General features: G+C 28.9%; 23 protein-coding genes. 21 read left to right on the forward strand and 2 right to left on the reverse strand.

Annotated features, from left to right (window positions below):
* The first annotated feature begins 220 nt into the window (after positions 1-220).
* From ACZJV1_RS03780 to aroF, 5 genes are all read left to right on the forward strand, one after another.
* Positions 221-637: a GNAT family N-acetyltransferase gene (locus ACZJV1_RS03780; RefSeq protein ID WP_463651498.1), complete on the forward strand. Its 417-nt coding sequence runs from the start codon at positions 221-223 to the stop codon at positions 635-637.
* Positions 638-757: 120 nt separating this feature from the next.
* Complete coding sequence (aroE, locus tag ACZJV1_RS03785; protein WP_463651499.1) at positions 758-1,567, forward strand: shikimate dehydrogenase; 810 nt, start codon at positions 758-760, stop codon at positions 1,565-1,567.
* Positions 1,568-1,584: 17 nt separating this feature from the next.
* Positions 1,585-2,085: a shikimate kinase gene (locus tag ACZJV1_RS03790; protein WP_463651500.1), complete on the forward strand. Its 501-nt coding sequence runs from the start codon at positions 1,585-1,587 to the stop codon at positions 2,083-2,085.
* Positions 2,086-2,208: 123 nt separating this feature from the next.
* A complete protein-coding gene (gene aroQ / locus ACZJV1_RS03795) occupies positions 2,209-2,640 on the forward strand; it encodes a type II 3-dehydroquinate dehydratase (protein ID WP_463651501.1) in 432 nt (143 codons plus the stop codon).
* Between the two features lie 46 nt (positions 2,641-2,686).
* Positions 2,687-3,709 carry a 3-deoxy-7-phosphoheptulonate synthase gene (aroF, locus tag ACZJV1_RS03800; RefSeq protein WP_463651502.1) on the forward strand — a complete coding sequence of 341 codons (1,023 nt, stop codon included), beginning with the start codon at positions 2,687-2,689 and terminating at the stop codon, positions 3,707-3,709.
* Positions 3,710-3,928: 219 nt separating this feature from the next.
* On the opposite strand, the gene ACZJV1_RS03805 is transcribed toward aroF, so the two are convergent.
* Positions 3,929-4,975: an HD-GYP domain-containing protein gene (locus tag ACZJV1_RS03805; protein ID WP_460286258.1), complete on the reverse strand. Its 1,047-nt coding sequence runs from the start codon at positions 4,973-4,975 to the stop codon at positions 3,929-3,931.
* A gap of 333 nt (positions 4,976-5,308) precedes the next feature.
* On the opposite strand from ACZJV1_RS03805, the gene ACZJV1_RS03810 reads away from it, so the two are divergent.
* On the forward strand, positions 5,309-5,869 hold the full coding sequence (locus ACZJV1_RS03810; RefSeq protein WP_463651503.1) for a class IV adenylate cyclase: 561 nt from the start codon (positions 5,309-5,311) through the stop codon (positions 5,867-5,869).
* 95 nt (positions 5,870-5,964) lie between these two features.
* Positions 5,965-6,780 (forward strand): ZIP family metal transporter, encoded by an 816-nt coding sequence (locus ACZJV1_RS03815; protein ID WP_463651504.1) that lies wholly within the window; start codon positions 5,965-5,967, stop codon positions 6,778-6,780.
* A 113-nt stretch (positions 6,781-6,893) separates the two neighbouring features.
* Here ACZJV1_RS03815 and fba read toward each other — a convergent pair whose 3' ends face one another.
* On the reverse strand, positions 6,894-7,757 hold the full coding sequence (fba, locus tag ACZJV1_RS03820) for a class II fructose-1,6-bisphosphate aldolase (protein WP_411169931.1): 864 nt from the start codon (positions 7,755-7,757) through the stop codon (positions 6,894-6,896).
* A 1,070-nt stretch (positions 7,758-8,827) separates the two neighbouring features.
* Here fba and pbp4b point away from each other — a divergent pair.
* From pbp4b to ACZJV1_RS03890, 14 genes are all read left to right on the forward strand, one after another.
* Positions 8,828-14,050 (forward strand): penicillin binding protein PBP4B, encoded by a 5,223-nt coding sequence (pbp4b, locus tag ACZJV1_RS03825; protein WP_463651505.1) that lies wholly within the window; start codon positions 8,828-8,830, stop codon positions 14,048-14,050.
* Positions 14,051-14,237: 187 nt separating this feature from the next.
* Positions 14,238-14,897: an HAD family hydrolase gene (locus ACZJV1_RS03830; protein ID WP_463651506.1), complete on the forward strand. Its 660-nt coding sequence runs from the start codon at positions 14,238-14,240 to the stop codon at positions 14,895-14,897.
* 87 nt (positions 14,898-14,984) lie between these two features.
* Positions 14,985-16,025, forward strand: a complete 1,041-nt coding sequence (locus ACZJV1_RS03835) for a nucleoid-associated protein (RefSeq protein ID WP_463651507.1) — start codon at positions 14,985-14,987, stop codon at positions 16,023-16,025.
* A 179-nt stretch (positions 16,026-16,204) separates the two neighbouring features.
* Complete coding sequence (phaZ, locus tag ACZJV1_RS03840) at positions 16,205-17,092, forward strand: intracellular short-chain-length polyhydroxyalkanoate depolymerase (protein ID WP_463651508.1); 888 nt, start codon at positions 16,205-16,207, stop codon at positions 17,090-17,092.
* Between the two features lie 268 nt (positions 17,093-17,360).
* Positions 17,361-18,380: a 3-oxoacyl-ACP synthase gene (locus tag ACZJV1_RS03845; protein ID WP_463651509.1), complete on the forward strand. Its 1,020-nt coding sequence runs from the start codon at positions 17,361-17,363 to the stop codon at positions 18,378-18,380.
* 3 nt (positions 18,381-18,383) lie between these two features.
* Positions 18,384-19,259: a branched-chain amino acid ABC transporter permease gene (locus ACZJV1_RS03850; RefSeq protein ID WP_411169938.1), complete on the forward strand. Its 876-nt coding sequence runs from the start codon at positions 18,384-18,386 to the stop codon at positions 19,257-19,259.
* Positions 19,260-19,272: 13 nt separating this feature from the next.
* Positions 19,273-20,283, forward strand: coding sequence for a branched-chain amino acid ABC transporter permease (locus ACZJV1_RS03855; RefSeq protein ID WP_463651510.1), 1,011 nt, complete (start codon positions 19,273-19,275; stop codon positions 20,281-20,283).
* Positions 20,261-21,049: an ABC transporter ATP-binding protein gene (locus tag ACZJV1_RS03860; RefSeq protein ID WP_411169940.1), complete on the forward strand. Its 789-nt coding sequence runs from the start codon at positions 20,261-20,263 to the stop codon at positions 21,047-21,049. The genes ACZJV1_RS03855 and ACZJV1_RS03860 overlap by 23 nt, the downstream gene beginning before the upstream one ends.
* A 1-nt stretch (position 21,050) precedes the next feature.
* Positions 21,051-21,770, forward strand: a complete 720-nt coding sequence (locus ACZJV1_RS03865; protein ID WP_460286267.1) for an ABC transporter ATP-binding protein — start codon at positions 21,051-21,053, stop codon at positions 21,768-21,770.
* Between the two features lie 67 nt (positions 21,771-21,837).
* Complete coding sequence (locus tag ACZJV1_RS03870; RefSeq protein ID WP_460286268.1) at positions 21,838-23,052, forward strand: ABC transporter substrate-binding protein; 1,215 nt, start codon at positions 21,838-21,840, stop codon at positions 23,050-23,052.
* 68 nt (positions 23,053-23,120) lie between these two features.
* Positions 23,121-24,455, forward strand: a complete 1,335-nt coding sequence (locus ACZJV1_RS03875) for an acetyl-CoA hydrolase/transferase family protein (protein WP_460286269.1) — start codon at positions 23,121-23,123, stop codon at positions 24,453-24,455.
* 24 nt (positions 24,456-24,479) lie between these two features.
* Positions 24,480-25,295 (forward strand): alpha/beta fold hydrolase, encoded by an 816-nt coding sequence (locus ACZJV1_RS03880; protein WP_460286270.1) that lies wholly within the window; start codon positions 24,480-24,482, stop codon positions 25,293-25,295.
* A gap of 66 nt (positions 25,296-25,361) precedes the next feature.
* Entirely contained in the window at positions 25,362-25,937 is a 576-nt protein-coding gene (locus ACZJV1_RS03885) for a TetR/AcrR family transcriptional regulator (protein ID WP_460286271.1), read from the forward strand.
* A gap of 104 nt (positions 25,938-26,041) precedes the next feature.
* Positions 26,042-26,764, forward strand: coding sequence for a beta-ketoacyl-ACP reductase (locus tag ACZJV1_RS03890; RefSeq protein WP_460286272.1), 723 nt, complete (start codon positions 26,042-26,044; stop codon positions 26,762-26,764).
* The last annotated feature ends 5 nt before the right edge of the window (positions 26,765-26,769 follow it).

The following is a 26,769-nucleotide window of genomic DNA, read 5'->3' on the forward strand; positions in this document are numbered from 1 at the left end:
TTGGCGTTGGAATAAGTAAATTTACATATGTCCACGTTCTCTTTTGAAAGCTTTTATTAGAAGAGCATAAAAAAATAGTAGAAATTAGGAAGTTTTAGATGTATAATTAGTATACCAATAATTATTAGAATTTTCAGAAAAATTAAAAGGGTATAAAAATAACAATCTTTTTAAAAAACTATATTTTGAAAAGGTTTACTAAGGCTGGGGAGGAATTTCTATGGTGGGTTTTGATGTTAGAGAGATGGAGTTAAATGATTATAATGATATTAATAAGCTTAATTCTAAGATAGATTATTCCAAGGTAAAATCTATTTTAGAAGATAGAAATCATTTAATGATTGTAGCTCAATTAAATGATGATGTTATAGGCTATATTAGTAGTAATTTAAATGAGGATATAAAAGCTAATAAGGTAGTTGGAATTGAAGATATAATTGTAGACGAAAAGTATAGGGGGCTTGGTGTAGGACATCAATTGATGTTAGAACTAGAAAAAAGTGAAAAAAGTAAAGGGGCAAATTATATTATATCTTCGAATAAAAACTGTAATGAAGAAGAAGTTAAATTTTATAAAAGACAAGGGTTTACATTAGATAATGATTTTAAATTTATAAAAAATTCAAATTTGCAATAATAGAAGAGTGGTGAAACTAACTTAAATTAGTCAGGTTCATCACTCTAATTATTTATAAAGAAATAATAAATTGATTATGCTATAATAAAAATTAAAATAATAGTTTAAGGAGACATAATTATGGAGTTTTATGGATTATTAGGAGAAAAGCTTTCACATAGCTTATCGCCTCAAATTCATAGTGAAATATTAAAATTAATAGATAGAGAAGGAGCTTATAAGTTATTTGAGGTTAATGAGAAAAACCTTCAAGAGTTCACAAAGGCTTTAAAAATATTAAAAATAAAAGGAGCAAACGTTACAATACCATATAAAGAAGAAATAATTAAACATATAGACAGTATATCCAAAGAGGCAGAGAGAATAGGGGCTATAAATACCATATGGTTAAAGAATAATAAGTTATATGGACATAATACTGATTATTATGGTTTTGGATATATGTTAAAAGCTAATGATATTAATGTAGAGGGGAAAAGAGCAGTTATATTAGGGAATGGAGGAGCTTGTAAGGCAGTTTTATATTATCTTTTAGATAATGGTATAAGTAATGTTTATATAGTAAGTAGAAATCCAGATAAAAGAGAATTTAATTTAGAAAATGTTAAAGTTATAAGTTACGACCAATTAGAAGACTTAAGGGGAGATATAATTATAAACTCAACTCCTGTTGGTATGTATCCAAATATAGATAAAACTCCAGTTTGTGAATATGTAATAAAAAATTTTGATGTTTTATTAGACTTAATATATAATCCAACTGAAACTATGTTTTTAAGTATCGGAAAGTCATTAGGAAAGAAAAACATTGGAGGACTTTATATGCTTATAGGGCAGGCAGTTAAAAGTCAAGAGATATGGCAAGAGAAAAAAATAGAAGAAGAAGTAATAAAAAAGATATATGAGAAAATAAAATTGAAATTCATTTAGTTTAAAGGAGAACAAAAATGAATAAAGATATAATTTTACTAATTGGTATGCCAGGATGTGGAAAAACAACTATTGGAAAAGAGCTAGCTAAGGATATAAACTATGATTTTTATGATATGGACAATTATATAGAGGAAATTTCCAATAAAACTATAAAAGAATTATTCAATATAAATGAAGAGCATTTTAGAGATTATGAAACAAGGGCTTGTGCAGAATTAAGCAATAAGAATAAAGCTGTTATATCAACTGGTGGAGGGGTAATTAAAAGAAAGAAGAATATAGAGTTATTTAAGGGAAATAGTATAATTATATTTATTGACAGACAAATAGAAGATATAGCTAATGATATTGATATCAATTCAAGACCGTTATTAGCAGAAGGTAAGTCTAAACTTTACAACTTATATTTAGAAAGATATAATTTATATAATAAATATTGTGATTTTAAGATAGTTAATGATGGAACAATAAATGATATTGTATATAAAATTAAAAGTAATATATATATGCTCTAATTAATATTCTACATTATCTATATTTAAATTGAAAGCAGTAGTTAAAATTCAAAAAGTAAGTTTAATAGTGAATTAGAATCATATATATTTATAGCTATAAGCTTAATATAAAGGAGCGATTTTATGAGAATACTAGTTATAAATGGTCCTAATTTAAATATGCTTGGAATAAGAGAGAAAGGCATTTATGGAACTAGAGATTTTGAAGATATATGCAATTATATAAAAGAAGAGGGGCAAAAAAGAAATATCGATATAACACTTTTTCAAAGCAATATTGAAGGTGAAATAATCAATACAATTCATAAAGCATATTATGAAATTTATGATGGAATAATAATAAATCCAGGAGCATATACCCATTATAGTTATGCTATATTTGATGCAATAAAAGCAGTAAATATAAATACTATAGAAGTACACTTATCAAATATACATGCAAGAGAAGAATTCAGGCATAAGTCAGTTATAGCACCAGCATGTATAGGTCAAATCTGTGGCTTTAAAGAATATGGTTATGTAATGGCGATGGAAGCATTAAAGAATAAGAAATAATTTTAAATTTTACAGTTTAAATTGTTTTGTAGCATGGAGGACAGCGATGATTATTATAATGAATCCAAATTGTAATAAAGATGAAGTATGGAAGGTTAAGAGAGAATTAGAGAGTAGAGGGTTAGAAGTTCACTTATCACAAGGGGCTACATTTTGTATATTGGCAGTAGTTGGAGAAACTAGGGCAATAGATTCAGATAAACTTTTAAGATTTCCAGGAGTTAATAAGGTCCTTAATGTTGAAGAACCATACAAGAAGGCTAATAGATTATTTAAACCTGAGAATACTGTAATTGATGTAAAGGGAAGTTTAATTGGAGGAAATAACCTAGCTGTTATGGCAGGACCTTGCTCTGTTGAAAGTGAAGAACAAATAATTGAAATAGCTAAAAGTGTTAAGGAATCAGGTGCAACTTTTTTAAGAGGAGGAGCATTTAAGCCAAGAACATCTCCATATAGTTTCCAAGGCCTAGAATTAGAAGGGTTAGAATTATTAAAAAAGGCTAGAGAAGCAACTGGATTACCAATAGTAACGGAAATAATGTCAACTGATTATATAGATATATTTGTTAGAGATGTTGATATAATTCAAATTGGTGCTAGAAATATGCAAAACTTTGATTTGTTAAAGCAAATAGGAAGGACTAATAAACCAGTTTTATTAAAAAGAGGGCTTTCAGCTACTATAGAAGAATGGTTAATGTCCGCTGAGTACATAATGGCAGAAGGTAATGAAAATGTAATTCTCTGTGAGAGAGGGATAAGAACATTTGAAAATTACACAAGAAATACATTAGATTTAAGTGCAGTTCCTATGGTAAAGAAAAAATCACATTTACCAGTAATAGTAGATCCAAGCCATGCAGCTGGATATTGGTATCTTGTAGAACCATTAGCAAAAGCTGCTATAAGTGCAGGGGCAGATGGTCTTATGATAGAAGTACATAACAATCCACAATGTGCTTTAAGTGATGGACAACAATCAATTAAGCCAGAATCATTTAAAAACTTAATGGATAAAGTTAAGATACTAGCAGAAATAGAAGACAAAAAAATAAAAACTCTTTAGGAAATTATATTTTTATATTTATTATGAATAACTATTGTAAGATATTTAGTTATTAAAGTTATATCCTAAAGTAATAAATTGTGAATTAAATTTAATGACATGTATTAATGAGGAGAATTCTTCATTTAATAATTTTAAGTGGAGAAATATAAGTTGGCTACGATAAATAGAATATGCTTATGAAACATATCTATTTATCGTAGCCTTTATATTCGTAATTTATAAAATTTCTACAATGTATAAATCATCAGTTTTAGTTAAGTCTATAAATTCATCTTCACATAATATAAGTGGTGAAGAAATATTATTTAAATCAATTTGTATTATTTTAGCTTTTGAATCATTGTTTAATAATACCTCTTGACCAGTATAGAAATTTGCCATACCTTTTAGAAATGTACAACATAGAGTATAATCTAGTTTATTTAAGCTTTCTTCTTGAATTATCCTAAGTGCTTCCAAAGGTTTACTTTTTTTCTTATAACATCTATTAGAATTTATCGCATCAAATGTATCTGAAATAGCTATAATTTTAGCAAATTCATGAATTTGATTACCTTTAAGTCCAAGAGGATATCCAGAACCATCACATCTTTCATGGTGCATTAAAATTGAATAAATCACAGATTTACTTATAAAAGGAATATTTTTTATTTCATTGTATCCAACAGTTGTATGAGTTTTTATTGTTTCAAATTCTTCTTTGTTAAGTTTTCCTTTTTTATTTAATATTTTTTTATCAATTTTAGTTTTTCCAAAGTCATGAAGCAAAGAAGCATATATAAGATTATGTAATTGAGCGTCATTTAATCCGTGCCACTTTCCAAATAAATAGCTTAAAGATGCAACATTAACAGAATGTCTATATATACAATCATCTCCGCTACCATGCAATACTACACTTTTTAATATTTTATTATTTAATTTAAGTTCTTTCATTAATTTTTTTGCATATTTGTTTATTTCATTTGTGTTATATGATTGAAGGGTTTTAACGTTATCAAATATAAGTTTAACATCTATGGATATATTATTAAGGGTTTTATCAGCAGCCTTTAAAGCTACAATTTCCTCAGAATTATCTTTTTCATTGGTGTATATTTCAATATCATCAAAGGTACAAAGAGAATTTAATTTATTTAACATATGCTCAGTAAGAACTTTATCTTTTCCTACAAGAACTTTACCATTAGACAATATTTCATCAGCTGTAACCATACCTTCTTTTAAATCCCTAATATTTAGAGTCTTTTTTTTAAAATTCATTAATTTAACCTCACAGAATAAATTTTTATAAATGTAATTGCTATAATTATACAATTTAATAGAATTAATGTAAATTATTGCTTACATATTTAATCTCGGACAGTAAATGAAAAATTTTATACTATAAGGTTAAATTTGTAATAATAGACATGGTAATATCTATTTTTTTGTGTAGTGCCTATAAAGAATATACAATAATAAATATTAAACTAAATAATACAAAACTATAGATTAATATAATTTAATTAAAGGTAGGGAAGAATAAAAGCTTATCTGCTTTTAATTTTACTATGGTATAATATCTTATATAATTTTTGAAAGGAGTAGATTTTCATGAAAGAATTAGAAACTAGAATAATTGATATAAATGTTGATGAAATTAGAAAAAAACTTAGAGAGCTTGGAGCATCTAAGGTAAAGGAAGAATATCAAATAAATAATATATATGATTTTGAAGATAATAGGCTTCTTAATAATAAAGGATATGCAAGAATAAGAATAACAGATGATAAAATTACAAATAAAGAAATTATATATATGACAACAAAAAAAATGTTAAGTCAAGATACTTTTAAAGTTATGGAAGAAAATGAAACAATAGTTGAAGATAAAGAAGTAGCAAATAAAATTCTTTTATCTTTAGGATTGCAACTTAGGCAGTCAATTAAAAAGTATAGAGAAAGTTATGAGATAAAAGGTTCTTTAATTGAAATAGATATAAATGACGAAAGTTTCTGTCCATTTCCATATTTAGAGATTGAAACATCTTCTGAGGAAAGCTTAAAAGAAATATTAGATTTAATTGGTTATACAATAGACGACACCACATCAAAAACTATATATGAAATATTAGAAGAAAAGGGACTGAGTTTAGGTGATGGGAAAGGCCTTTAAATTATAAATGTAATATTTTGTATTTATTTGTAACAAAAAGATATCCTCTTTAGTAAATTGTAATTAAGGAATTTAAATGCTAAGGAGGATAGGACGTGGATTGGTTTAGTGGACTTAGCCCTGTTTTACAAGGATTAGTTGCAACTTTATTTACTTGGTTTATTACAGCTTTGGGAGCATCACTGGTATTTTTCTTTAAAAAAGTAGATAAAAAAATACTAAATACTATGTTAGGCTTTGGAGCTGGAGTAATGATTGCAGCTAGTTTTTGGTCTTTATTAAATCCTGCTATTGAACTTTGTAATGAACTTGGATATAGTGGTTTTGTGATTCCAGCAGTAGGATTTTTCTTAGGCGGGTTATTTTTAATATTTGCTGATAAATTAATGGATACTTATTCTTATGGTGTAGTAGCAAATAAAGATGAGAAAAGCTTGCCAAAAACAACAAAGTATAAAAAAAGTATATTGCTAGTTTTAGCTGTAACACTTCATAATATTCCAGAAGGACTTGCGGTAGGAGTTGCATTTGGAGGAGTTGCAGTTGGTATTCCAGGTACATCTTTGATTGCAGCAATGACTTTAGCATTAGGAATAGGGCTTCAAAATTTTCCAGAAGGAGCAGCGGTATCTCTACCATTAAGAAGAGAAGGAATATCAAGAAACAAAAGTTTTTTATATGGTCAAGCATCAGGCCTAGTTGAACCAATAGCTGGTGTTATAGGAGTAATAGCAGCTTTATCAGTAAGAAGTATTCTACCATTTCTATTATCATTTTCAGCAGGAGCAATGATTGCTGTAGTAGGAGCTGAATTATTACCCGAAGCATCAATGGAAAATAAAAAGTTAACAACACTAGGATTAATATTAGGATTTATAGTTATGATGGTATTAGATGTGGCTCTAGGATAACATAAATTAATATTTTTAATTAAAGGTTAATACAAATTTATCTATAAGGTTATTTAAAATTAGATAAACTAAAAGGTAGAAACAATGTGTTTCTACCTTTATATTTTATGGAATTAAGCTTGGTTAACTGATCCGAATAATTCCATTTTTTCTTTAACTGTAGCTTTTATAGCTTCAAATCCTGGACCTAAAAGCTTTCTTGGGTCAAAGCCTTTTCCTTGTAGGTCTTTTCCAGCTTCAATATATTTTCTAGTGCCTTCTGCAAATGCTAATTGACACTCAGTGTTAACATTGATTTTTGCAACTCCTAAAGAGATAGCTTTCTTAATCATATCTTCTGGAATTCCAGTACCACCGTGTAATACTAGAGGAACATTGTTAGTAGAATTGCTTATAGCTTCTAATGCATCAAAGCTTAATCCCTTCCAGTTTTCAGGATATTGTCCGTGGATATTACCGATACCAGCAGCTAACATAGTAACTCCTAAGTCAGCAATTGCCTTACATTCAGCAGCATCAGCTATTTCACCAGCACCTACAACTCCGTCTTCTTCTCCACCGATTGAACCAACTTCTGCTTCTAAAGAAATTCCTTTTTCAGTAGTTAATTTAACCATTTCAGTTGTTTTAGCTATATTTTCATCTATTGGATAGTGAGATCCATCAAACATTATTGATGAGAATCCAGCTTCCATAGCTTTTAAAGCTCCATCATAGCTACCATGGTCTAGGTGTATTGCAACAGGAACAGTGATTTTTAACTCTTCCATCATTCCGTTTACCATTGAAACTATAGTTTTGAAACCACACATGTATTTAGCAGCTCCTTCTGAAACTCCTAAAATAACAGGTGAATTATTTTCTTGAGCAGTTAATAAAATAGCTTTAGTCCATTCTAAGTTGTTGATATTGAATTGACCAACAGCGTATTTTCCCGCTTTAGCCTTGTTTAACATTTCTTTTGCTGAAACTAACATGGTATAAACCTCCATAACTTTAAATTTTATTATAATTAAGCTGTAAAGCTAAAATTTAGTAAGAACATATACTTTACATATTTATTCTTGTCAATAGTATTATAACTCAAAATAAATTTAATTGAAACAAAAAAATTAGAATTTAATTTCTAGTACATAAATATTATAACTATTTAGGTAAAATTTTTATGTATAAATAAATTTGAATATTATTTTTACAAATTTCAATCATAGTTTTATTAAATTTATTATTTGAAGGAAAATATCATCAAATAAATAGCAAAATGATAAAACTAATCAAATTTTGAAATAAAATTTCCATAATATGGTATTATATTAAAGAGATAATTTTTAGATGCTAGGATTTATTTGAAGATGGAGATTACCTTATGAAAAGCGTAATTGTAGAATTATAAGAATATATAAATAAGTCAAGTGAAACTGAGAGGGAAATAATAAATTATCTATTAAAGAATCCAGAGTCTGTAGTAGACTGTAATATTTATCAGTTATTCGGAGCTTATAGAAGAAGTGATTAAATGTGCAACGGGCATAAAGAAAATTGATGCTCCTATTATTGCAATTACTAGATCAGATAGTTCTCCTATAGGTAAAATAGCAGATTATAATTTGTAGGTAGCTATAACAGAATTAATATTTAGAAAAGGTGTAAGTTCTTCTAGAATAGCACAATTAAATTTAATAGATATTTTATACATTGCCTTTGTAAATGAACATTATGATTCTAATATTAAGCAATTTAATAGAATACATATAAAAAATAAATATACATATTAAGTAAACGTTATCTTGAGGAGGTGAAAAGGTAATTCAATCAGTAAGAAATGCTTTGACACAAATTGCAGATGTAATAGAAGTTTGGACTAAGGCTTTAGAGAAGGGAGGTAGAATAAATTAATTATAAAGAAGATGAAGAGTTGCAGGTTTTATCATAACTTATTTTGTTATAAAGGAATCTGATGTTAGAAATGCATAATTTATATAGATAACTATTAATTAAAGTAGTATATAACATAAAATGAGATAGATTGGAAGGTAAGGTGGTAAATTTGAAATGTAATAAAAATTTATTCAGCATTGCTATAGCTTTAACATTCATGTCATCTATGATATCTGCACCTACATTAAAAGTTAAAGCAAATGAAATTAATTATGGAAATGTTAGTGTGTCAGATGGCTCTATTAATGATTCAGGATTACAAGCTAATATAACTTTTCCTGATTACTTAAATTATGTAGATGATACTTTAATAGTCAATAATATGTACACTTTTAAGGGATATAAAGGACAAGGAAAATTATATATTACATGTACTGATGGATTGCAAAGCATAAGAGTATTTATAAATGGTAAAGAAATTGATGTTACCGAAGCTTGCAAAAATAATGGAGCAACTTATGAAATAGATTTTTCAGATGTTTCAGTAAACGATAGAAATACTATACAAGTTACAAATTTTGTACCTGAGACAGGTAAAGTTAATATAAAAATACCATACCCTGAAGTTATAGAAGGCAATGCAGAATCAGTTGGAATGAATCAAAATACTTTAGATTTAATCGATACTATAATCAATAATGATATTAAATATGGATTTACAAGTGCTCAATTAGCAGTTATTAAAGATGGTGTTATGGTTAAAAATAGTGCTTATGGTAATGTAAACTCTTATAACCAAGATGGAACACCAAAGACAGATTCAGAAAAGGTTACAACTGAAACCCTTTATGATCTAGCATCAAATACAAAGATGTATGCAACAAACTATGCTATTCAAAAGCTTGTTAGTGATGGAAAAATAAATATTGCAGATAAGATAACTAAGTATTTTCCCAACTTTGTAGATGGAGCTAATGATTCAATAAAAGGAAAAGCTAATTTAACAATACAGAATTTATTAGAACACCAAGGGGGATTCCCTGCAGATCCACAATATCATAATAATAAATTTAATCAAGCAACTCAAAAGCCAGATAAAAATGTAGATAATCCTTTATATTCACAAGATAAGGCTACCACTTTAGAAATGATATTAAAGACACCACTTCAATATGAGCCAGGTAGTAAAACTGTATATTCAGATGTTGACTATATGCTTTTAGGTTTCATAGTTGAAAAAATAACTGGAATGGACTTAGATAAATATGTAGAAGAAACTTTCTATAAGCCATTAGGATTAAATAATATATTATATAACCCATTACAAAAAGGATTTGAAAAGGATAATATAGCAGCAACAGAACTTAATGGAAATACAAGAGATGGAGCTATAAGTTTTGAAAATATTCGTGACTATACACTACAAGGTGAAGTTCATGATGAAAAAGCTTATTATTCTATGGATGGAGTTTCAGGACATGCAGGATTATTTGCAAATGCTGAAGATTTAGCTAAATTAGCTCAAGTTATGCTTAACGATGGTGGATATGGAAATAGTAAGTTCTTCTCTAAAAATACTATAGAAGAATTTACAAAGAGAAAGGCTTCTAGTCCAGTTTGGGGATTAGGTTGGTGGAGAGAAGGAGATAACGGTAGATTATGGTATTTCGGTACACAATCATCTAGTAATACTTTTGGACATCAAGGATGGACAGGTACCCTAACTGTTATAGATCCTGAAAGTAATTTAGTAGTTGTTTTATTAACAAATAAAATTAACTCACCAGTTATCGATAATACTATAAATGCAAATACTTTCATTGGAAATAAATTCACTACAGCAACTCTTGGTACAGTACCAACACTTGTTTATGAATCAATAGAGCATGGTAATAAAGAAGCAATAGATGCTAACCTTGCAACTATGGTAACAGAAAAATTAAAATTATATAACCCTTCAAATTATCAAGGAGAAGCAGTTTTAAAATCTGCATATTCTGTAGTTGATACAATGGTAACAAGAGCAGAAGAACGTAAGGCTCAATCTACTATTGAGTATGCCTATGCTGCAATAGAAGAAATAAACAAAGTAGATACAAATAAAACTATTATTAATGAACTAAAGGCTAGAGTAGATAATATAACAGTTGGTGATGAAGCAGAAAGGGATTTATCTAAGATTTCTTCATCTAAATTATCAGAAGTTCCAAATGCAGATTGGCAAGCAGATATTGCTTTCCCAGATTGCTTAGGATATGTTGATGATACATTAATAGTAAATAACTTATATACATTCAATGGATATCAAAATCAAGGAAGGGTATATATCAAAGCTTCACAAGGAGTTACATCTGCAAGAATATTTATAAATGGCGTTGAAATGGATACAACTGAAATTTTTATTAACTCAGGAACAACTTTTGAGGTTGATTATTCTCAAGTAGCCAAGAATGGAAGAAATACCATACAAGTTACAAATATAGAGCCTAAAAATACTGCTATAAAAAATGGTATATCAGTAAAAATACCATATCCAGAGGTTATAGAATGCAATACCGAATCAGTCGGAATGAATCAAAGTACCTTAGATTTAATTGATACTATGATTAATAATGATGTTAAGTATGGATTCACAAGTGCTCAATTAGCAGTTATTAAAGATGGTGTTATGGTTAAAAATAGTGCTTACGGTAATGTAAACTCTTATAACCAAGATGGAACACCAAAAACAGATTCAGCAAAGGTTACAACTGAAACTCTTTATGATTTAGCATCAAATACAAAGATGTATGCAACAAACTATGCTATTCAAAAGCTTGTTAGTGACGGAAGAATAAATATTACAGATAAGATAATTAAGTATTTTCCCAAATTTGCAGATGGAGCTAATGATCCAATAAAGGGTAAGGATAATCTTACTATACAAAATCTTTTAGAACATCAGGGGGGATTTCCAGCAGATCCACAATATCATAATAATAAATTTAATCAAGCAACTCAAAAGCCTGATAAAAATGTAGATAATCCTTTATATTCACAAGATAAAGCTACTACTTTGCAAATGGTATTAAAGACACCTCTACAATACGAACCAGGAACAAAGACTGTATATTCTGATGTAGATTATATGCTTTTAGGACTTATTGTTGAGAAGGTTACAGGAGTGGCTCTAGATGAGTATGTAGAGAATACATTCTATAAGCCATTAGGATTAAATAATATAGTATATAATCCATTACAAAAGGGATTTGAAAAGGATAATATAGCAGCAACTGAACTTAATGGAAATACAAGAGATGGAGCTATAAGTTTTGAAAATATTCGTGACTATACACTTCAAGGCGAAGTTCATGATGAAAAAGCTTATTATTCAATGGATGGAGTTTCAGGACATGCAGGATTATTTGCAAATGCTGAAGATTTAGCTAAATTAGCTCAAGTTATGCTTAACGATGGTGGATATGGAAATAATAAATTCTTCTCTAAAAATACTATAGAAGAATTTACAAAGAGAAAGGCGTCTAGTCCAGTTTGGGGATTAGGTTGGTGGAGAGAAGGAGATAACGGTAGATTATGGTATTTTGGTACACAATCATCTAGTAATACTTTTGGACATCAAGGATGGACGGGTACCTTAACTGTTATAGATCCTGAAAGTAATTTAGTAGTTGTTTTATTAACAAATAAAATTAACTCACCAGTTATAGATAATACTATAAATGCAAATACTTTTATTGGAAATAAATTCACTACAGCAACTCTTGGTACAATACCAACACTTGTTTATGAATCTATTATTCATAACAATGATGATGCAGTAGATGCAAATATTGCTCAAATGGTAGCTGAAAATTTAAAGCTATATGATTCTAAAAGCTATTTAGGTAAAGCTGTATTAAAATCTGTTTATTCTAAGGTTGATACTGTTATTACAAGAGCAGAGCAAAGAAAAACTGCTGCAAATTTAGCTTATGCTGAAGAAGCAGTTTCTAAATTAGACATTGAAAATGATAGACAACAAATAATTAAATTTAATGAAAGAATCGTAGCTCTTGGTGGTACACCAGTAGAACTTCCAAATTATAGTGCTGAAATAGAACAATTAAATAATGCTATTAAAGATTCAAAAGTTATAATTGATAAGGGACAAGATATAGCAGATCACATTCATTATCAAACTACTACTTGGAATAAGTTTGTTCAAGCTTATGAAAATGCTGTGAAAGTATCTAGTATGGGAAATGAAGCTAAGAAAGATGAACTTGTTAATGCTTATAATGAATTAAATCTAGCAAAAGATGAATTAGTTAAAATAGATAAAACTAATCTTAATAAAGCAATTGAAGATGCTAGATCTAAGATTAAAGAGGGAAAATTAGATAACGTAGATGAAGAATTTAAGAATTCATTTAATAAAGCTATAAAAGAAGCATTAGCTATATATGAGAATAAGGATTCAAGTATACAAGAAGTTGCACAAGGATATAATAATATTTTAGAAGAATATAGAAAGATAGGTCTTCCAATTGGAGATAAAAACACTCTTGATGATATAGTAAAACTGGCTGAAGCTATTAAGTTAGATAGATATCTAAGCAAAGGCCAGGATGAATTTAAAAATGCTTTAGCTAATGCAAAAGTTATTTTAGAGTTAGAAGAAGTATCAGAATTTGAAATATATGAAGCTTACAAAACTCTATATAATTCTATGATGAAATTAGAGTTAAAGGCAGATAAGTCTAGTCTTTATAACACAATTATATCTGCAGAAAAAGTTAATTTAAATGAATATACTGAAAATAGTAAAACAAGTCTTTTAGAAGTATTAGAAGTAGCAAATAGTGTAAAAGATAATGAAGAAGTTACTCAAGAAGAAGTTAATGTTGTAGTAGAAAATTTAAATAAGGCTTTAGAAGCACTTATAAAAGTAGCTGATAAGAGCGAGCTTAAAAATATAATTGATAAAGCAGTAGGTATTGATGTTAATAAGTACACAAGTGAGAGCTTGGAAAGATTTAATAAAGCTTTAAATGAAGCTAAAACAATTATGGAAGATAAAAATATATCAATAGATAATCAAGCTGTTGTAAATAATGCAACAAATAATTTAAATAATTCAATAGAATCACTTGTATTAAAAGATTCATCTAATGGTAATGGTTCTGGAAACTCAGGAAATGAAGATGATAACAAAGAACAAGAGGATACAACAACAAATAATAATAACACAAATAGCAGTAATAAAAATAATGGTAATAATAGTGATGTTGGCAAAGGTAATTCTAATTTACCAAGTACAGGAGGAAACTCACCTATAGTATTAGGTAGTATTGGAATATTAATAATAGCAATAGGTGTATATATAATCAGAAAAAGGAAAGTACAACAATAGATAAAAAACAAATTTAAAACAAAAATTAGGATTTATATTCTTTTAGAGATTAAAGCTCAAAGAGGTATAAATCCTTTTTTATAAATAGATTTAAGTTGCTAATAAAATATAGATTAAATAAAAGGTTAAAAATTAGTAAGTTTTATTATAAAATATATAATGAAGAAATGACTGGGGGAAAATTGCAATGGAAAATGTAAAACTAGTAATATTTGATATGGATGGATTAATATTTGATACAGAAAGACTTTCTTATGAGTCATGGAGAGAAGCTGCTAATAAGTTTAACATAAATTTTGATTTAAATTTATTATATAAGTTACTTGGAACTAATCATGAAAGTGTTAGAAATACTTTAAATAAGGAGTTTGCAAATAAAATAAATGTAGATGATTATATAATGGAAAGAAATAAAATTTATTTGTCTAAAATATTAAATGGAGAAGTAGAGAAAAAGAAGGGAATAGAAGAGTTATTAGAGTATTTAACTAGTAAAGGAATTAAAAAAGCTGTTGCTACATCATCTAATAGGGAAGTTGCTTATAAATTATTGAAAGAAGCAAAGATTTATGATTATTATGACTATATATTATGTGGTGATGAAGTTAAAAAATCAAAGCCAGATCCAGAAGTTTTTTTAACTGTTGCAAATAAGCTAAATGTACATACAAGTAAATGTATTGTTTTAGAAGATTCTGAAGCAGGGACCATTGCAGCAAACAAAGCTATGATGATTCCAATAATTATACCTGATTTAAAAGAACCTAGTAAGGAAATAGAAAAGCTAGCCTTCAAAAAGCTAGATAATTTAGAAGAAGTAGTAAATGTAATTGAAAACTTAAAATAAATTATAGATAATAATATGTGCATAAGAGAAAAGGTGGTGAAGTTTAGTAGAATGCGTTATAAATTAGCCTTCTACTAAAGATTAATAATGGAATATATAAATGATATAAATATACAAGAAGCAGTTATTCATATAGTAGATTCAAATGCAGATGAGCCTATTTTAAATGAGTATAGCCTTGAACTAAATGAAGATATTTATAAATTTCTTCATAGGCATATAGAAAAATGTTTTAAGGATGAGGAACTAAAATATGCTATTTTTAATCCAGAAAGAAATATAGTAAAGGAGCTTGTTCAAGATTATTTAAATGGAATAGATGATAATTTAATTAATTTATCGCAAGAATTAGCAAGGCAGTTATTTATAATAATGAAAGCAAATGTTAATATTCCTTCTTGTGATTTGATAGTAATATCATTAATAACAGATCAAGGACCTATGATTGGTATACTTAAGATGGATTATGTTAAGAATTTTACTCATCAAGTAGAGTTTATAGAGAATAAAATAGGAATAGGTATAGTACCACAATCAGCAGGACTTCCAGCAAGTAGCCAAAGAATACAAAAAGCAGCCTTTATAAAACCTATAAGAGAAAATCAAGCATATAATCTTATGGTAATAGATAAACAAAAAAAGAGTAAAGAAGAGGAAGCATATGGAGCAAACTATTTTATAAGCAATTTTTTAGGATGTTCAATAATAAATAATGAAAGAGATATGACTAAAACTTTTTTGAAGGCTACAGAAAACTGGACTAGAAGTAATATAGTAGAAGATGCAGACAAGGCTGAGAGAATAAGAACTACTGTTAAAGCAAAATTGAAAGAAGAAGATACAATAAATATAGATGAAATTTCTCATGAGTTATTTAAAGAAGAACCACAAATAAAAAATGATTTTTCTAATTTTATTAAAAGCCATGGATTAGAGGATGAGGTATCTATAGATAAGCAATGGGTTGAGAAAAAGTTAAAAAGGGTAAGATTAAAAATTGATAAAGACATAGACTTATACATAAATGAAGAAGCATACAATGATGCTAGTAGGTTCGAGATACAACGAAATGGTGATGGAAGTATAAATATGATAATAAAGCATGTTATAAATTATTTAGAAAAGTAAAACTATATTTAACAATAAAGGCTATATAATGATTTTAATTATTATATAGCCTTATAATTTACTAAAATATAGTATTTTTAGCAAATATATAAATTTACTATTGTAAGTTGTAAATTAATATAATAAAATAGAGTTATCATATGTAAGCGATTACTTACGTGGAGTGGGAGGGGTTCTTCATGGTTAATACTGTTGAATTAAAAAAGGTGAATTTGTCAAATGGTGAAACTATAGCATATAGAGAGGCTGGATTAGGAAATAAAACTTTACTTCTTATTCATGGAAATATGTCATCTTCTAAGCATTGGGATATTTTTATTGATGAGATAAAAGATAAGTACAAAATATTTGCGGTAGATATGAGGGGTTTTGGAGAGTCAAGCTATAAAAATCCAATTAATTCATTAAATGATTTTGCTAAAGATATAGAAGAATTTTTAAATATAATGAATATTGAATCATGTTCTGCTATTGGATGGTCAACTGGTGGAGGGGTTTCATTAGAGCTAGCAGCTAATTGTCCAGATAAGATTGAAAAAGTAGTGCTAATAGAGTCAGTAGGGGTTAAAGGATATCCTATATATAAAAAAGATAAAGATGGAAATCCTACAAGTGAGTTATTAAAAACTAAGGAAGAAATAGCAGAAGATCCTATACAGGTTAAACCTGTATTAGATGCACTAGCAAGTAGAAATAAGGAATATTATAGAATGCTTTGGAATATGGTGATTTACACTCATAACAAACCTAATGATGAGTTATATGATGAGTATTTAGAAGATATGATGACTCAAAGAAACTTAGTAGATGTAGATTATTCACTGGCGCATTTTAATATGACTAATGAAAGTAATGGAGTAAATGAAGGTACTGATAGATGTAAACTAGTTAAGGCACCTGTTTTAATATTACAAGGAGATAGAGATTTTGTAGTACCTATGTATATGGCAGAAGATACAAATAAGCACATTAAAAATTCAAAGATAGTTATACTTAATAATTCTGGACATTCACCAATGATAGACTGTATGGATAACTTGCTAAAAGAAATAAATAAATTTATATAAAGAAATAAAAATAAAGCAGAATGATAATAATATCATTCTGCTTTATTAACTATAGAAAAAGATTGTTATATATATAACCAAAATGGTAAGTTGTGAAAGTATTATAGAATATTTTAGCAAATTATCAAAAAGAATGTAGTAAAAATATTTCATTGAGAATATTTAGAAAATTAGGAAAGTTATATTGACAAGAAAACCGGAAAAGGTTTACAATTAGTATGAAAGTAAATACTTACATACTATAAGGTTATTGGAATGGGGGATTAATATGATTAATGTAGGAATAGTAGGATTAGGATTGTATATACCAGAAACAAAAATGATAGCAAAGGAAATTTCAGAGGCTACAAATGGTATTTGGAGTGAAGATGCTGTAATTAAAAAATTAGGTATAATTGAAAAAACTATACCAGGAGAAAATGATGGGACTCAAGAAATGGGTGTTAGAGCAGCTTTAGACGCATTAAAAGATGCAAATATGACTCCAGAAGAGATAGACGTAATTTTATGTATGGGTGAAGAATGGAAAGAATACCCACTTACAACATCAGCACTTTATATACAAGGTAAAATAGGTGCTGTTAATGCTTGGGGAATAGATGTTCAAAATAGATGTTGTACTACTGTATCTGCTTTGAAAATAGCTAAGGATATGCTAGTTGCAGACGAGAATATAAATACAATAATGGTAGTTGGTGGATATAGAAATGGAGATTTTGTTGATTATTCTGATCCAAATATGTCTATGATGTACAACCTATCAGCAGGTGGTGGAGCTATAATATTAAAGAGAAATGCTGGGAAAAACCTTGTATTAGGATCACATATAAAAGCAGATGGAACATTTTCAAGGGATGCTGGAGTAGAAATTGGAGGAATAGCAAAGCCATTTACTTCAAATAATGTTGAAGAAGGCTACAAGTCTTTAAGATTAATGGATGCAAAGCATATGAAAGATGGTTTAAATGCTATTTCAATGCCAAATTGGTATGAATGTATTGATAAGGCTTTAGAAAAATCAGGTTTAACAAGAGAGGATATAGATTATTGTGCGATTCTCCACTTTAAGAAATCAATGCATGATGTAATGCTAAAAGATTTAGGTTTAAGAGAAGATCAATCAATTTATCTATCAAATTATGGACACATGGGACAAGTAGATCAAATACTTTCATTAAAGCTTGGAATAGAAGAAGGAAAGGTAAAAGATGGATCAGTAGTTTTAATGATAGCTGCTGGTATAGGATATGTATGGTCTGCCAACGTAATAAAATGGGGAGAGTGTTAAAGCATGGATACATTTTTTCAAATATTATTTAGTAGTTTAGAAACTGGAAGTGTATATGCCTTAGCAGCATTAGGTATAATAATAATTTTTAGAACAAGTAGAACTACTAACTTTGCTCAAGGTTCCATAGGTATGTTTAATGCTTTTGTTGCAACATTTGCTTTTATACATTTTGGATTACCAACATGGGCAGCTGCAATAGTTGGTATGATAGCAGCTTTTGTATCAGGGGTATTAGTAGATGTAGTAATTATAAGAAAAGCTAAAAAAACATCACCAGTAGCAAAGCAAATCATAACTTTTGGAGTAATAATGCTTTTCTTAGGAGTAGCACCTATGATATTTGGTTCAACACCTTTGAATTTTCCAAAGTTTATAGAAAGTGGAGCTATAGATATATTTGGAGCATCAATTTCTTATAATGCTTTATTAAATATAATAGTTGGATTAGTAATAATGGGTGTACTATTCTATTTCTTACAAAATACAAAATGGGGACTAGCAGTAAGAGTAACAGCATCAAATGAACAAACAGCAAGACTTATGGGGGTTCCAACATCATTAGTAACAATGGGAGCTTGGGCAATAGCAGCAGCTTTAGGAACTTTAGCAGCACTAATGCTTGCACCAGCAATTACAGTAAATGTTTCTATGATGGATAATGTTCAAACTAATGCACTTATAGCTTGTGTATTAGGTGGATTCCAAACTTTCTATGGGCCTGTAATAGGAGCTTATATAATTGGACTTGGAAGAAATGTATTAATATATTATGTTTCATCAACTTGGGGTGAACCTATACTATTTACATTAATCTTATTATTCATAGTTTTAAGACCAAACGGAATAATAGGAAAGAAAATAATAAAGAAGGTATAGGAGGAAAAAAGAAATGAAGAAACTCTTAGAAAATAGATATATCAAATATATTTTATTTGGAGTTGTATTAGCTTTATTGCCATTACTTCAACAAATTGGAATTATAAAAAGTTCAACTGTAACTATATTTGGAACAATACTGTTTTATGCAATAGTAGCTATAGGGCTTAATGTTCTTTTGGGATATTCAGGATTAATATCATTAGGTACTGCAGGGTTTATGGGACTTGGAGCATATTTATCAGCATATCTAACTGATGATTTAAAGCTTCCATTTTTAGTATCTTTAATAATATCTATAGTAGTTCCACTTTTAATAGGACTTTTAATAGGACTTGTATCTTTAAGAATTTCTGGAATGTATCTAGCTATAGCAACATTAGCGGTAGCAGAAATATTTAAAAAGATATTTATTGAATTTGACAATATAACAGGTGGTTTTTCAGGTAAGAGGGCAGGATATCCAAACCTTTTTGGAATAACATTAGATAGAGATACTACTTTTATATTAATTGTAGTGTTGCTAGTTATAGTTATGATACTTACAGATAACTTTATACATTCAGCAACAGGGAGAGCTCTTTTAACTATGAGAGTTAGTGAAGCAGCAGCACAAGCAATGGGAATTAACCTTTTAAAGTATAAACTTACAGCATTTGCAATAGCAACAGTTTATGCTTCATTAGGTGGAGTGTTATATGTTCACTTTATAAGATTCTCTTATCCTGCTACATGGAACTTACTTTTATCATTACAAATATTAGCTGTAATAGTTATTGGAGGAGTAAGAACTATAAGTGGACCTATAATAGGATCGATAATAGTTTTTGGAATTCCAGAATTAATACTAAAGCAATTACCTGTAATAGGTAGTATAGATGGACTAGCTTATATATTTACTGGAATACTGATAATAGTTGTAATACTGTTCTATCCAAATGGATTAATCTATATAGGAAAAGATATTAAAAAATATATTAATAAGAAGAAGGTGAAAGTAAATGAGCTTAACGCAAACACTTAAGGTTGAAAACTTATCTATAGCTTTCGGAGGATTAAAAGCCGTTGATGACTTAAGCTTTCATATTAATGAAGGAGAAATATATGGATTAATTGGTCCAAATGGAGCTGGTAAAACAACAGTATTTAACTGTATAACACAATTTTATAAACCTAATAATGGAAAGGTTATATTTAAATCAATAAAAAATGAGGATGTAAATTTAGTAGAAAAAAATACACATGACATTATTAGGCTTGGATTAGTTAGAACCTTTCAAAATGTTGAATTAATTCAAGACTTAAGCCTACTTGAAAACTTACTTATAGGTGCGCATATTTCATATAAATCAGGATTATTTTCAAATGCTCTTAGAACTAGAAAATCTAAAAGGGAAGAAAAAGAAAATATAGAAAAGGCAGAAAAGATTTTGAATTTTTTAGGAATAGAAAGCAAAAAAAATGAACTTGCTGGTGGACAACCTTATGGAATATTAAAAAAGATAGAGCTTGGAAGAACTCTTATGAGTAATCCAAAATTAATAATTTTAGATGAGCCAGCAGCTGGATTAAATGATACTGAAACATTAGAATTAGCAAAATTGATTAAAGATATAAGAGATGAGTATAAGTGTAACATTTTATTAGTTGAGCATGATATGAGATTAGTTATGGATATTTGTGATCGTATATGTGCAATATCTTTTGGGAAAAAACTAGCAGAGGGAACTCCAAAAGAAATACAGTCTAATAAAGATGTACAAGAAGCTTATTTAGGAAAGGATGAGTAAGATGGAAAATTTAGCATTAAAGATAAATAATCTTACTGTTTCTTATGGAAGTATAAAGGCACTTAAGGGAATAGATATAGAAGTTCCAGAAGGAAAAATAGTTGCTTTACTCGGAGCAAATGGAGCAGGTAAAACTACTACTTTAAAAACTTTATCAGGAATTGTTAGTTCTGAAAGTGGAAGTATAAATTTTTATGGAAAAGATATAACTAAGCTATCTCCAGAAAAAATAACATCATTAAGAATGGTCCAATCGCCAGAAGGAAGACAAATTTTCCCTGATATAACAGTTGAAGAAAATTTAAGAATAGGAGCCTTTACAGTAAAGAGTAAGAAGGAAATAGCTAAAAATTTTGATAGAGTTTATAAATATTTCCCAATATTACAAGAAAGAAAAAAACAATTAGCAGGAACATTAAGTGGAGGAGAGCAACAAATGCTTGCAATTGCAAGAGCTTTAATGGCAAGTCCAAAGGTATTGCTTCTAGATGAGCCATCTTTAGGGTTAGCACCTCTTATAGTAAAAAATATATTTGAAATTGTAAAGGAAATAAATTCAGAAGGTACAACAGTTCTAATAATAGAACAAAATGCTCTTCAAACTTTAAAGATAGCAGATTATGCATATGTACTAGAAGTTGGAGAGATAAGTATGAAAGGTAAGGCTAGTGAATTAATCCAAGATAAGAGGTTATTGGAAGCATATCTTGGAGGGGAATAAAGTTTTTAGGGAGAAATCCTTAATATAAGTAAAATATATTTAAATAAAATATGTGGAGGGAATTTTTATGAGAAAAAAAATTGCATTACTTTTAGCTTCACTTACACTAACGATGGCTTTTGCTGGTTGTGGTAAAAAAGAAGAGGCAGCGCAAGGTGTTACTGAAACATCGATAAAGGTAGGAAATAGTATAGCAACTTCAGGTGCTTTTGCTCCAGTAGGAGTGCCATTTAAAGCAGGTATAGAAGCTTACTTTAAAATGGTAAATGAAGGTGGGGGAGTTAAGGGAAGAAAAATAGAGTATGTGCATCAAGATGATGAATTTAATCCAGAAAAAGGTAAAGCTATATTAGATAAGCTTGTAAATGATGAGAAAGTATTCTCTATAGTTGGACATTTTGGAACTCCAGTTGTAGGAGCAACATTAGATGACCTTAAAGAAATAGGTATTCCATCAGTTTACTTTGCAACAGGAACAGGTATATTATATAACGAAAATGCTACAAAGGGACAAGGAGATAATATATTCCCAGTACAACCTGTATATCCAATGGAAGGCCGTATAATGGCTGCTTGGGCAAAGGGTGAATTTAAAGCAGATAAAATAGGTGTAATATACACTAATGATGATGCTGGTAAAGATTTAGTTAAGGGTGTTGAGACAGAAGCTAAGAATATGGGTGGAATTGAAGTTATAAGTGAGCAAGTAGCTCCAGGTGCTGAAGATGTATCATCAGCAGTAACAAAAATAAAGAATGCAAATGTAGATACTGTAATAATTGCTGGTATTCAAGGTACATTCCCACAAATAGCTAAGGAGCTTGCAAAGCAAGGAAACACTAAACCAGCTATAACTACTTATGTAAACGTAGATAAAACTATGGTTGAGGCTGTAAAAGCAGACGTAGCAGGTAAGTTTGATATTTATGGAAATGCTTGGGTTGATGTAACTACACCAGCTATGGCTGAGTTCCAAAAATGGGTTAAGGAGACTTCAACTCAAGATTTTTCAGGAAATGCATATGCAATGACTGGATGGATAGCAGCTGATTTCTTTGTAAGAGGTTTAGAAAAAGTCGAAGGTGAACTAACTTGGGAAAATTATATAAAAGCTATGGAAAAAGAACCTATAAAGAATCCATTTGGAGGATCAATAGATTTTTCAGGTGGTAAGAGACTTGGTACACAAGAAATGTCTCTAGCAAAGATGGATTTAACAAGTCCAACAGGTTGGGCACCATATGTTGGATTTAAGAGCATAAATGATATATTAGGAAAATAATAAGAATTTATAACTATCAGCCAAGCTGATTTGGCTGATAGTTTACAAAACTTATGGGAGGGTTTAATATGTTACAAACAATTAAATCAAAAGACGTAATTGAAGATAAATATATAACAGTTGAAGAGGCTTTAACAAAGATAAAAACAGGTGATATAATTGTTTCAGGTCTTGCAGCTGCAGAGCCAAGAGAAATATTAAGAAATCTTCATACTATAAGTGATAAAGTAGAAGATGTTACAGTTACTACATGTTTACCGATGGAAATGGCAGAGTATTTTTTTAATCCACAATATAAAGATTCCTTTAGAATGGATGGATGGTTTTATACAGCTGCAATGAGAAAAGCTCATAAAAATGGAAATATTTCATTTATACCAAACCATTTACACTTAGCAGCAGTAAAAAGATTAGCTCATAAAGAGCCTAATATATATATGGGAACTGCAACTTTGCCAGATAAACATGGATATGTTTCTTTATCTTTAAGCAATGTGTATGAGAAAAGAATGCTGGAGGCTGCTGACCTAGTAATACTAGAAATAAATGAGAATTATCCAAGGACTTTTGGAGATGTAGAAGTTCATGTAAATGATATAGATTATATGATAAAAACTGATTATGAAGTACCAGAGCTTCTAGAGGTAGAGCCAAATGAAAAAGATTTAAAAATAGGAAAATTTATAGCTGATAGAATTAATGATGGAGATTGTATTCAACTAGGAATAGGAGGAATACCTAATGCAGTAGCGGCATCATTAATGGATAAAAAAGATTTAGGAATTCACACAGAGATGTTTACAACTGGGATGATGAAGCTTATAAGAGCTGGGGTAGTTACAGGAAAAAATAAAAATATATATAAAGGAAAACATATAGCAGCATTTGCTCTTGGAACTAAAGAACTTTATGATTTTATAAATGATAATCCATCTGTACTAATAATGGATGGGTATTGGACTAATGATCCATATACAATAGGATTAAATGATAATCAAGTTTCTATAAATACAACAATAGAAATAGATTTAACTGGACAATGTGCATCGGAATCAATAGGAGCAGTTCAATTTAGCGGAACAGGTGGACAAGCTGATACAGCTATAGGAGCACAAAGATCTAAGAATGGACGTTCTTTTATAGCTTTATATTCAACAGCAATGGTTAAAAATAAAGAAACAGGGGAAAGGGAAGAGATATCAAAGATAGTTCCGTTCTTAAAACCAGGAGCAGCAGTAAGTTTATCAAGGAATGACGTTGACTTAGTTGTTACTGAATATGGTATTGCAGAGTTAAGAGGAACGACTATTAGTGAAAGAGTTAATAGGCTAATTGAAATTTCACATCCCAAATTTAGAGAAGAACTTTTAAATAAGGCAAAAGAAATGGGCTTAATTTATTAATATAAAGTTAATGGAGGAGCAAATATGCCATTTATAAAATATAACAATAAGAATATTTACTATGAAGTTCATGGTGAAGGTAATCCACTTATAATTCTTAATGGGATTATGATGTCACATATGAGTTGGTCAGCATTCTTACCTCAATTAACAAAAGATAATAAAGTTATACTTTTAGATTTTTTTGATCAAGGTAAGTCAGATAAAATGGATAAAAGCTATAAGCAAGATTTACAGGTTGAAGTGGTTAAGACTGTAATAGATGAATTGGGTCTAGGGGAAGTGAACATATTTGGGATTTCTTATGGTGGGGAAGTAGCATTACAATTTGCATTAAAATATAATAATTTAGTAAATAAGCTTATGCTATTTAACACTACAAGTTATACTAACCCATGGTTACATGATATTGGAAGAGGATGGCTTAAAGCAGCACTTACAAAGGATCCAGAAATTTTTTATAATATAACTATACCTATTGTATATTCACCAATATTTTATACAAAAAATATAGATTGGATGAATAAAAGAAGAGAGCTTCTATATGGGGTATTTAAAGAAGACTTTTTAAATGGAATGGTAAGGCTTATAGAGAGTGCAGAGGGATATGATGTTAGAGAGCGATTAAATGAAATAAAGGCTAACACCTTAGTTGTTAGTAGTGAGTTTGATTTTATAACACCAATACCTGATCAAGAATACATTTGTGATAATATTTCTTTAGCTAAATATGTATTAATTAGAAATTGTGGTCATGCATCTATGTATGAAAAGCCTAATGAATTTATTAATATATTAACAGGATTTCTTGCTATTGAGAAAGAAATAAAAATAGTATAATATATTAATAGAGATAAATGTAAGGAATCACTTACTCTGAAACTGCTAAAAAAAGGAGAAAAAATAATGAGATATAACAATGAAACAAGTGAAAAGATAATGAAAGTAGCTTTAAAATTATTTTCTGAACAAGGATATTACTCTACAACTACAAAGCAGATTGCAGAGGAAGCTAGTGTTAATGAATTGACTATTTTTAGACATTTTGGATCTAAAAGCAATTTATTTCAAGTAACTACAGAACACTATGTAATTGACTCACATGTTGACTATATATTAAATGATACAGAGGAATTGACTTTTGAAGATGCTATGTTGATGATTTCAAATAGAATTTATAATCTATTTATTCAAAATACAAAGCTTTATAAGGTTCAAATGAAGTTAGCAGACAATGAGAAAGAATTTATTAAACTTAAGCTTTCAAGAAAGTTAATAAGTGTTCTCAAAGATTATTTTGAAAAGTTAAATGAAGAAGATGTAATAAAAGGAGAGCCAGAAATAATGGCTATTACCCTTATAAATAGCCTTTTAGGAGCATTTACAGTTGAATTATTAAGCGATGATACAATAACAGAAATATCATGGGAAGATTTAGTTAAGGAACATACAAGACAATTTGTGTCTTTATACAAGATTTAATAAAATATTAAAAATAATTAATCTTATTCGATAGGGAAAGATTAATTTTTTTAAAACATTATGTAAGTAAGTGCTTACGTAGAATGATTTTAGGAGGAGTTAAAATGTTAAGATTAGAAAATAAAGTTGCTATGGTTACAGGAGCATCACAAGGAATAGGAAGAGCAATAGCTGAAACTTTTGCAAGAGAAGGAGCTACTGTAATAGCTGTTGATATGAATAAGCTACCTTATGAAGTAGAGAATATACACGGATATGAAGTAAACGTTACTGATAGAGAAGGTATAAAAATATTCTTTAATTCAGTAATAGAAAGATTCGGTAAGGTTGATATTTTAGTAAATAATGCTGGAATAACAAGAGATGCATTAATACAAAAAATGACAGAGGAAATGTGGGATTTAGTTATAGATGTTAACTTAAAAGGATTATTTAATATTGCACAACTTATAGGACCTCATATGATGGAAACTGGTAAAGGTTCAATTATTAATATAGCATCAGTTGTAGGTGAATTTGGAAATGTTGGACAAACTAATTATGCAGCTACAAAGGCTGGTGTGATAGGTATGACAAAAACATGGGCTAAGGAGTTTGCAAGAAAAGGCGCTAACGTAAGAGTAAACTCAGTTGCACCAGGATATATAAATACAGATATGATGAAAACTGTTCCAGAGAAAGTATTAGAAAATATTAGATCTAAAACAATGCTTGGAAGACTAGGAGAAGCTGAAGAAATTGCAAATGCTGTTTTATTCTTAGCTAGTGATGAATCTTCATATGTAACAGGGCATAACTTATCAGTAAATGGTGGAATAAGATTATAGGAGGA

The sequence above is a fragment of the Clostridium sp. LS3 genome (genome assembly GCF_055330225.1).

Coding starts and splice junctions, on each gene's coding strand:
- ACZJV1_RS03835 (WP_463651507.1), top strand. CDS start 14,985: ATGGAATATATAAATGATATAAATATACAAGAAGCAGTTATTCATATA.
- ACZJV1_RS03810 (WP_463651503.1), top strand. CDS start 5,309: ATGAAAGAATTAGAAACTAGAATAATTGATATAAATGTTGATGAAATT.
- ACZJV1_RS03830 (WP_463651506.1), top strand. CDS start 14,238: ATGGAAAATGTAAAACTAGTAATATTTGATATGGATGGATTAATATTT.
- ACZJV1_RS03875 (WP_460286269.1), top strand. CDS start 23,121: ATGTTACAAACAATTAAATCAAAAGACGTAATTGAAGATAAATATATA.
- fba (WP_411169931.1), bottom strand. CDS start 7,757: ATGTTAGTTTCAGCAAAAGAAATGTTAAACAAGGCTAAAGCGGGAAAA.
- ACZJV1_RS03890 (WP_460286272.1), top strand. CDS start 26,042: ATGTTAAGATTAGAAAATAAAGTTGCTATGGTTACAGGAGCATCACAA.
- ACZJV1_RS03850 (WP_411169938.1), top strand. CDS start 18,384: ATGGATACATTTTTTCAAATATTATTTAGTAGTTTAGAAACTGGAAGT.
- ACZJV1_RS03865 (WP_460286267.1), top strand. CDS start 21,051: ATGGAAAATTTAGCATTAAAGATAAATAATCTTACTGTTTCTTATGGA.
- ACZJV1_RS03805 (WP_460286258.1), bottom strand. CDS start 4,975: ATGAATTTTAAAAAAAAGACTCTAAATATTAGGGATTTAAAAGAAGGT.
- ACZJV1_RS03845 (WP_463651509.1), top strand. CDS start 17,361: ATGATTAATGTAGGAATAGTAGGATTAGGATTGTATATACCAGAAACA.
- aroF (WP_463651502.1), top strand. CDS start 2,687: ATGATTATTATAATGAATCCAAATTGTAATAAAGATGAAGTATGGAAG.
- ACZJV1_RS03880 (WP_460286270.1), top strand. CDS start 24,480: ATGCCATTTATAAAATATAACAATAAGAATATTTACTATGAAGTTCAT.
- ACZJV1_RS03855 (WP_463651510.1), top strand. CDS start 19,273: ATGAAGAAACTCTTAGAAAATAGATATATCAAATATATTTTATTTGGA.
- ACZJV1_RS03780 (WP_463651498.1), top strand. CDS start 221: ATGGTGGGTTTTGATGTTAGAGAGATGGAGTTAAATGATTATAATGAT.
- ACZJV1_RS03870 (WP_460286268.1), top strand. CDS start 21,838: ATGAGAAAAAAAATTGCATTACTTTTAGCTTCACTTACACTAACGATG.
- ACZJV1_RS03790 (WP_463651500.1), top strand. CDS start 1,585: ATGAATAAAGATATAATTTTACTAATTGGTATGCCAGGATGTGGAAAA.
- ACZJV1_RS03860 (WP_411169940.1), top strand. CDS start 20,261: ATGAGCTTAACGCAAACACTTAAGGTTGAAAACTTATCTATAGCTTTC.
- phaZ (WP_463651508.1), top strand. CDS start 16,205: ATGGTTAATACTGTTGAATTAAAAAAGGTGAATTTGTCAAATGGTGAA.
- aroE (WP_463651499.1), top strand. CDS start 758: ATGGAGTTTTATGGATTATTAGGAGAAAAGCTTTCACATAGCTTATCG.
- ACZJV1_RS03885 (WP_460286271.1), top strand. CDS start 25,362: ATGAGATATAACAATGAAACAAGTGAAAAGATAATGAAAGTAGCTTTA.
- aroQ (WP_463651501.1), top strand. CDS start 2,209: ATGAGAATACTAGTTATAAATGGTCCTAATTTAAATATGCTTGGAATA.